This window comes from Sulfurimonas sp., assembly GCF_032250635.1.
Lineage (GTDB): Bacteria > Campylobacterota > Campylobacteria > Campylobacterales > Sulfurimonadaceae > Sulfurimonas.
The window spans coordinates 1-7832 of sequence record NZ_JAVVFL010000105.1 but is presented as its reverse complement, the minus strand read 5'-3'; the positions used below and the strand labels follow the sequence as shown (position 1 = coordinate 7832).

Genomic DNA, 7832 nt, shown 5'->3' with positions numbered 1-7832 from the left:
ACAGCATTTTCTAAAGAACCACCAAGAGCAAGACCTTTTGAACGCAGATACTGAACCTCATGCAAAAAACCAAATGTTCTAGCGCGTGAGATCTCATCCTTGTAGTTCTGCTTGGTAAAGTTTAAAATATACTCCTGCTTCTGAATGACGGGATGAGGAAATTTTATGGTAAAACCGTATTTCAAATCGGGCGAAGGAGAGAGCTTTACATACTTATCCCCCTCTTGAACTATTACCTCTTTTTTGATTCTCATCACTTTTTTAGGAACATCTAGCTGAACTATGCCCGCTTCATCCAAAAGCATGCAAAAACTCGCACTGCTTCCGTCCATAACGGGAATCTCGTCGGCATCTACAACTATTCTTAGATTATCAATGCCATAAGCGTAAACGGCAGAGAGCATATGCTCTATTGTAGAGATGACGTAACCGTCTTTTCCAATAACGGTAGCCATTTTCGTATCAACAACATTATCAGGAATAAGAGGAATTGCCACATCCACATCGCTTCGATAAAATATCAAACCGCTGTTTGACTCCAAAGGCTCTAGTCTTAACTTAACGGCAGAACCCTTATGAAGACCTATTCCGACAAGCTCAACACTCTTTTTTATAGTTGTTTGATACATTTTTTTCTTCCCATCTCTTACTTTAAGCACAAATTGTACACTAATTTTACTTCTTATCTATAATGCTCTTTGCGTTATTGATAACGTCATTTATATTTAATTTTATCCATGTAGTATCCATCCACTCTGCAGGGCGAACCTCGATTCCTTGAACCAAAATCCCGAAATGGAGATGATCTCCCATTGCATAACCGCTTTTTCCGGTATTTGCTATATGTGAGTCGCCTTTTACTTTATCGTCCATGTTGACATTGACGCTTGAGCAGTGTCCATAAAGCGTATAAAGCCCTAATCCATGAGAGATTATAGGCATATTGCCGTAAAGTCCGTTATATCCGGTAAAAACCACATCGCCGCCGTTTTGCGGCTTAATCTCCGCCATTGAGTTACTAGCAAGATCAAGACCCAAATGGTATGACTCGCTGATTTTTTCCCCGTTATAAGAGTAGAGTCTGTGATCTCCAAAATGAGCGACCACGGCAGCATTTTTAAGAGGATACATCTTGTTCATTTTAAAATCATCAATCATCTCACTTGAAACTTTTGACGTTATCTCATGAATGAGCTCTTCATTTTTAACTCTTATATCTTCGTTTATAATTTTAAACTGCTCTATAGAGTCACTAACGCCTTGTGTCTGGGTAAACTCTTGGGCAAGTTCGGAGATTTTTCCCTTTAAAAAACTGTCACTTATCTTTATATTTGAAACTCTATACGTCGCATCTTTTAAAAAGAGTGGAACATTGACTCGTGAGATATTATCAGCCTTGTCTTTTGCCATTATGGTAGCTTTAAATGTCGACTCCGTTACAGGCCAAGCCAAAAGTGAGATGTAGTACCCTTCTTTATAAAAAGGCTGCGCTTTAAATTTCTTATCAAAATTTGTCTGAATATAGAGCTCTTTTAGGTTTTCATCCTCAGCCTTGAAAACTACAAGTGCCACGCCACCTTTTTTTATCTTATAGGAGTTTGCAATAGTGCCTAAAACAGGTCTTTTTTTATCGATTTTGAGCTTAAACTCGCTTAGAGCAATATTTCCTTTTAAGAAGTTCCACTTGCTAGAATCCTCTGCTTCAACAACTATCTTAATCTCATTCTCACTCATAGCATACGCACTCTTAGGAGGCTCAACGCTAACACTCAGAGACTGTTTGGGAGCTAAAAACTGTTCGTGATAAAGAAGTGTCTCTTCTGATTTTGTAACAAGCGTCACTCTATACGATTTTATACCGCTACTGTCATCCATTTTTATCTCAAGCGGATTTTTAAGATTCCAGTACCCATTATTTTGCATTGAAATTACCGGAACTTCTCTCTCAAACATCTCCGAATTGTATACATATAAACCAACACCTACAACTACCGCTAAAATACCTAGCAGCAGTACTGAAGATCCTTTTTCTTTTCTTCTTCTCAAGCTATAACTCCTTTTTTACTAAATCTAATATCTTAATTTTTACTTCATCTAAAGAGGGCTTCTCATAGGTCTCAAAACCTGCTCTGTGGAAATGTCCGCCGCCGCCAAAAAGAGCGGCAATCTTGCCGACATCTACAGACGAGTTGGAGCGAAGCGAACACTTTATATTTAAATCACTCTGTTCTCTAAGCAACAAGGCAACTTCAACATGAGGGAGATACAAAGACTCTTCAAGCGGTGATTCACAGTCCTGCGCAACTGCACCACTCGCTCTCATCTCCTCGTTGCTCACATAAAAGAGTGCAATCCTTGCATCCTGCTCTAACGTCATGTTTTTAAACATGAGAGACTTCAATCTAAGAGCAGCCAGTGAGACACTTTTTATAACTTTTTTGTTGCAAAGTTGAATGTCGGCACCTAGGTCTATCAATTCACAAACTGTAGCAAATGTCGTACCATCGACACTTTGAGACAAAAAAGTATCTGAATCGTCTAGTATTCCTGCATATATAGAAGTTGCCATTTTTTTGTTTATCTTGGCGTTGGTTGCTTTAAAAAAGTCATATAAAATTGCCGTTGTACTTATGAACGCAGGCTGCACAAAATTTAAATCGCCGAAATTTGTGTTAGTAGCGTGGTGGTCAATATTGATCAACTCACACTCTACATGTACACCTAAGCGTTCTTTGGAGGCACAATCAAGCGAAATTGCCAAATCTGCAGAGTTGGGAAACACAGACTTAATTGTTTCAAACCACGGCAAAAAAGATAATTTCTGATTTAGCACAAGAGTATTGCAAAACCAAGATACTTTTTTATGATTTTGAAGCAAGAAAGTGTACATGGCACTCGCACTCCCTAAAGAGTCCGCATCAGGATTCACATGTGAGATAAGAACAATATGGTTGGCTTTTTGAATTTTTTCTAAAATTTCATTCAATTTATATATCTTTTTGAGAATTGTATACTACTTTTTATTCATTTTGTAAACATAGGCAAGCACTTCTGCTACGGCAGCAAATAGCTCACTCGGTATAGGTCTGTCTAAATCAACCTGCGCATATAAACTTCTTGCTAAAGGAGGGTTTTGAACAATATGGACATTATTTTCTCTGGCTATTTTTTTAATCTGCAACGCTATATTGTCCATCCCTTTTGCCACGACTATAGGCGCATGCGACTTCTGCTCATCATACTTTATAGCAACTGCGTAGTGCGTTGGGTTTGTTATAACGACATCTGCATGAGGAACCTCGGACATCATCCTCTTTCTTGATGCCTGCATCTGAATCTGGCGGATTTTTGCTTTGATGAGAGGATCTCCATCCATGTTTTTCATCTCATCTTTAATCTCTTGTTTACTCATCTTCAATCCGTCAAAATACTGCTTTCTTACAATTATTATGTCAATAATCGCAAATATAAAAATAATAAAAAGCATCACAAACGCGATAACTATAGCCTTGTCTTTGAGCCATATCATCTGGTCACCCAACCCAAAGAGTGCGACGGTAGGAAGTTCTGTTATAAAAAGGAAGAAAAAAACAAAACCGATGCCCAAGGTCGTAAAAGATTTAAATGTTATCTTGATGCCTTCAATGATTTTTTTCATTGAAAAAAGATTTTTTGTCCCCTTTATTGGGTCTATTTTTTTAAAATCAGGAGTAATTGCTTTTGTAGTAAATAAGAACCCAAACTGAGCAATAGCCGCTACTACACCCGCAATAGCAACCGAAATCGTAAGAGGCATAACAATAAGGAGAAACTCTTTTATGGTCACAATAGCGATATCTACCATTAAAGCTCTATCAAGAGGCATCCCTAGAAGTGAAAAGTAGTATTTTGAGAGGCCGAGCATATGCGCGCTCATATATGGAAAAAGAAGCAAAAAAGCCAAAATAGCAATAAAAAGAGTCATAACCCCCGACGCATCTTGCGACTTTGGAACATTCCCCTCTTTTCTGGCGTCTTCTATCTTCTTGGAGGTGGGTTCTTCGGTTTTTTCCTGATCATCAGCCATGAATTAATTTTTTAATCCATTTTCATTGATAAATCGATCCAGTTTGCTTGGTGGATAAGCGAACCGCTGCTGATTGCATCAACGCCTGTTTTGGCGTAAGACTCTATGGTTTGCAGAGAGATATTGCCGCTGGCTTCAAGCAGTACATGCGCAAAATTTTCATCTCGGTATTTTACAACATCGCAAATTTGCTCAGGAGTCATATTGTCACACATAACAATGTCGGCGCCCGCTTCAAAAGCCTCTTTTGCCGTCTCAAAGGTCTCTGCTTCTACCTCTATTTTTGCCGTAAAGGGGATTTTGTTTCTTGCTTTTTTTATATATATTTTCAAATCATCAATAGTTTTTAGGTGCGTATCTTTAATCATCAGAGAATCATCAAGTCCCATGCGATGATTTACCGCTCCGCCGCAGCGAGTTGCATACTTTTCAAAAACCCTCAGAAGCGGTCTTGTTTTTCTGGTGTCTAAAAGCTTAACTCCGTAAGGCTGGAGTATATCTGCATACTTCTTAGTCAAAGTTGCGATTGAGCTTGCATGGAGCAGCATGTTTAAAAGAGTTCTCTCAATCTTTAAGAGCACATGTGAAGTTCCGCTAATATTTGCCAAAACATCACCCCTAGAGAAGCTCTCGCCGTCATGCACATTCCAGCTGATTTCAAAATCTTCGAGTTTAGCCAAAACGTTTATGTACTCCTCGCCTGCCGCAATGCCGTCACTCTTGGCAATGATTCTTGCAGTTGCACTTATGCTAGGCTCAACCAAAGCATAGAGATCTCCACGACCGACATCCTGCTCCAATGAAGCTTTTACAAACTCCTCCATCATAGTGCCAACATTCTCTCTAAGGCGATTTTTGCCCATTTTTGCGTCTCTTCATCGACATGTATCTCATTGAGCGGAGCACCCTCGTCAATCGATTTTAGTATGTCATACAAATCCTGCAACGTTGTCTCATTCATAGTCGGACACTCAGGCTTTGTAGATGAAAGAACATAAGTATTTTTTTTGCGCAAACGATTAACTAAGTTAAACTCGGTTCCAACCGCTACTTTTTGCTCCTCTGGCAACTCTTTAATGTACTTTATAATCTGCGAAGTCGAACCTACAAAATCGGCTGCATTGCAGATTGCAGGATCACACTCAGGATGAACGACTATCAAAATACCGGGATATTTTTTACGGTAAAAGTTGATGTCATCAACGCTAAAGAGCTGATGAACCGAACAAAAACCGTTAAAACAGATGATGTCTGCTTCAGCGAGGTTTGTTCCGTCTCCGATGACACAAGATTTTAGCCCCATCTGATTTGCGATATTTTGCCCCAAGCATCTATCCGGCACAAAAAGTATCTTCTTCCCCTCTTCAAGCGCATTTGTTATAATTTTTTTCGCATTTGAGCTTGTACAGACCATGCCGCCCATCTTTGCGACTTTAGCTTTTACCTCGGCATTAGAGTTTATGTAGGTTATAGGCAATATATTTTCATTTTTAATTCCAGCTTCATTAAGCGCTTTTACCGATACATCAAACTGCATGCCATCAATCATCGTAGCCATAGCGCAACATGCTGCTTTTGGCATAACAACTCTCTTGTTTGGCGATAAAACTTTTACGCTCTGCCCCATAAATCCGACACCGCAAAATACGACATAATCCGATTTATCCTCTTTTGTTTTTATAGCAAGTTCCAGAGAGTCCCCAGTGATATCACCCATCTCAAAAACTTCATCTCTTTGGTAGAAGTGCGCAACAACCGTTACGCTTAGCTTCTTTTTATACTCATTTATCTTCTCTCTTAACTCTTCATTTGTAAGTTTCAAAAAAAATCCTCATCATTTTATAGTGGCGCTATTATAGCAAAAATATTATTTGGCATATAAATTTATATGCTTGTAATCATAGATAAAGTAAAATAGCGCAAATATTTCACAAGGTCTTGAATGGATTTTTTATTTAACACAAACGCTCAATTTTTTATAGCTGCTTATCTTATCGGCGGCATCCCTTTTGGCCTGCTTTTGGCGAAAAAATTTGCAGGCGTAGATATAAAAACAAGCGGTTCGGGCAGCATCGGCGCTACAAATGTTTTGCGAGTCGTAAAAGAGAGCAACCCTGCTTTGGCAAAAAAGCTTGGAGCCGCAACGTTGGCACTCGATGCTATAAAAGGTGTTTTAGTACTTCTTGTTGCCTACTTTGCAGGGGTCAGTGAAGCTACACTCTGGGGCATAGCCGTTTTGGCAGTCATCGGTCACTGCTTCTCTCCATATCTTGGTTTTGAGGGTGGAAAAGGCGTTGCTACGGGCATGGGAGTCATGATCTTTATGCTTCCGTACGAGACCATCATCGCTCTTGTTGTCTGGGCGCTTGGTGCAAAATTTATACGCATATCGTCTCTCTCTTCTCTCTCTGCACTTTCGGCACTGATAGTTGCTAGTTTTATAATCCATCCCGACATGGCACACGCACCTGTTTTAATTATAGGATTTATACTTTTTTACAAACATATTCCAAATATCATCCGTCTATTTAAGGGCGAAGAAAAAAGAGTGGTATGACAATCCATATTGAAGATCTAAAATTTCAATCTATCATTGGAATTTTAGATTTTGAGAGAGTAAAACCTCAAGATGTCATTGTAAATGCCAGCATTGAGTATGACGATGAAAATGGGTTCATAAACTATGCAGATATTGTCCAAATTATAAAAGAAACAGTGATAAAAAGTGAGTTTTTACTCATTGAAGATGCTTTAAAAGAGATAAATTTAAAGTTAATTAAAGAATACAAAGCCATAAAAAGCACCTATTTGAAGATAACAAAACCATCGATTTTACCCGACTGCAAGGTGAGTGTAAGCGATTATCGCAAATCCCAATCTTAATTATAAGTTAAAGTTTTATTAAAAAAAAATTAAAAACTACTTTAAATTAACCTAAAATTATGATATCATTCCGCCAAAATATTCACTAATAGGACAAAATTTATGCGCATTCTAATTATAGAAGATGAAGTCACATTAAACAAAATGCTTGCAGAGGGATTAAAAGAATTTGGTTACCAAAGCGACGTTGTTGAGACTCTTAAAGATGGAGAATACTATCTAGATATTCGTAATTACGACCTAGTTTTGATGGACTGGATGCTTCCTGATGGAAACAGCGTTGACATCATCGGCGATATCAAAACGAACACTCCAAAGACTGTTGTAGTAGTTTTATCTGCAAGAGATGACAATGAGAGTGAAATCGAAGCTCTAAGAAGCGGTGCTGATGACTACATCAGAAAGCCTTTTGATTTTGATGTTCTAGTTGCTCGTATAGAGGCTCGTCTACGTTTTGGAGGCAGCAACATTATCGAGATTGAAGACCTAATCATCAATCCTGAAGAGGAAAAAATCACATACAAAGAAGTAGACATAGAGCTAAAAGGCAAGCCTTTTGAAGTTCTTACTCACTTAGCGCGTCACCGTGATCAAATCGTCTCTAAAGAGCAGCTACTTGATGCTATCTGGGAAGAGCCTGAGCTCGTTACTCCAAACGTAATTGAAGTTGCCATCAACCAAATTAGACAGAAGATGGACAAACCTTTAGGTATTACAACTATAGAGACTGTTCGTCGTCGTGGTTACCGTTTCTGCTTTCCAAAAGAGATAAACTAACTGATGTTACGCACTAAAACGAACGCGTCCGTTTTAGTGGCAGGGACTTAAGTCCCTACAACCCCCTAAAGCTACGAAAAACTTTGTTTTTCGAGAATTAGACAGT

General features: G+C 38.7%; 9 protein-coding genes. 3 read left to right on the top strand and 6 right to left on the bottom strand.

Annotated features, from left to right (window positions below; translation table 11 throughout):
* The 6 genes from lpxC to nadA all read right to left on the bottom strand — a co-directional run.
* Positions 1–629 (bottom strand): UDP-3-O-acyl-N-acetylglucosamine deacetylase (lpxC, locus tag RQ763_RS07345; protein ID WP_314152086.1); only part of this gene is annotated, 629 nt, incomplete at its 3' end.
* Positions 630–675: 46 nt separating this feature from the next.
* Positions 676–2046: a M23 family metallopeptidase gene (locus RQ763_RS07340; protein WP_314152085.1), complete on the bottom strand. Its 1371-nt coding sequence runs from the start codon at positions 2044–2046 to the stop codon at positions 676–678.
* 1 nt (position 2047) lies between these two features.
* Positions 2048–2986, bottom strand: coding sequence for a bifunctional oligoribonuclease/PAP phosphatase NrnA (locus tag RQ763_RS07335; protein WP_314152083.1), 939 nt, complete (start codon positions 2984–2986; stop codon positions 2048–2050).
* Positions 2987–3013: 27 nt separating this feature from the next.
* Positions 3014–4066, bottom strand: coding sequence for a flagellar biosynthesis protein FlhB (flhB, locus tag RQ763_RS07330; RefSeq protein WP_314152082.1), 1053 nt, complete (start codon positions 4064–4066; stop codon positions 3014–3016).
* 11 nt (positions 4067–4077) lie between these two features.
* Positions 4078–4893 (bottom strand): carboxylating nicotinate-nucleotide diphosphorylase, encoded by an 816-nt coding sequence (gene nadC / locus RQ763_RS07325; protein ID WP_314152087.1) that lies wholly within the window; start codon positions 4891–4893, stop codon positions 4078–4080.
* Positions 4890–5888: a quinolinate synthase NadA gene (nadA, locus tag RQ763_RS07320; RefSeq protein ID WP_314152081.1), complete on the bottom strand. Its 999-nt coding sequence runs from the start codon at positions 5886–5888 to the stop codon at positions 4890–4892. Before nadA ends, nadC begins: the two co-directional genes overlap by 4 nt.
* Positions 5889–6008: 120 nt before the next feature.
* Here nadA and plsY point away from each other — a divergent pair, with 120 nt between their 5' ends.
* The 3 genes from plsY (at position 6009) to hsrA (ending at position 7726) form a co-directional block, all read left to right on the top strand.
* The gene (plsY, locus tag RQ763_RS07315) at positions 6009–6623 is read left to right on the top strand and encodes a glycerol-3-phosphate 1-O-acyltransferase PlsY (RefSeq protein ID WP_314152080.1); all 615 of its coding nucleotides are present in this window, start codon (positions 6009–6011) and stop codon (positions 6621–6623) included.
* Positions 6620–6949 carry a dihydroneopterin aldolase gene (locus RQ763_RS07310; protein ID WP_314152079.1) on the top strand — a complete coding sequence of 110 codons (330 nt, stop codon included), beginning with the start codon at positions 6620–6622 and terminating at the stop codon, positions 6947–6949. The genes plsY and RQ763_RS07310 overlap by 4 nt, the downstream gene beginning before the upstream one ends.
* 102 nt (positions 6950–7051) lie before the next feature.
* On the top strand, positions 7052–7726 hold the full coding sequence (hsrA, locus tag RQ763_RS07305; RefSeq protein ID WP_294933219.1) for a homeostatic response regulator transcription factor HsrA: 675 nt from the start codon (positions 7052–7054) through the stop codon (positions 7724–7726).
* The last annotated feature ends 106 nt before the right edge of the window (positions 7727–7832 follow it).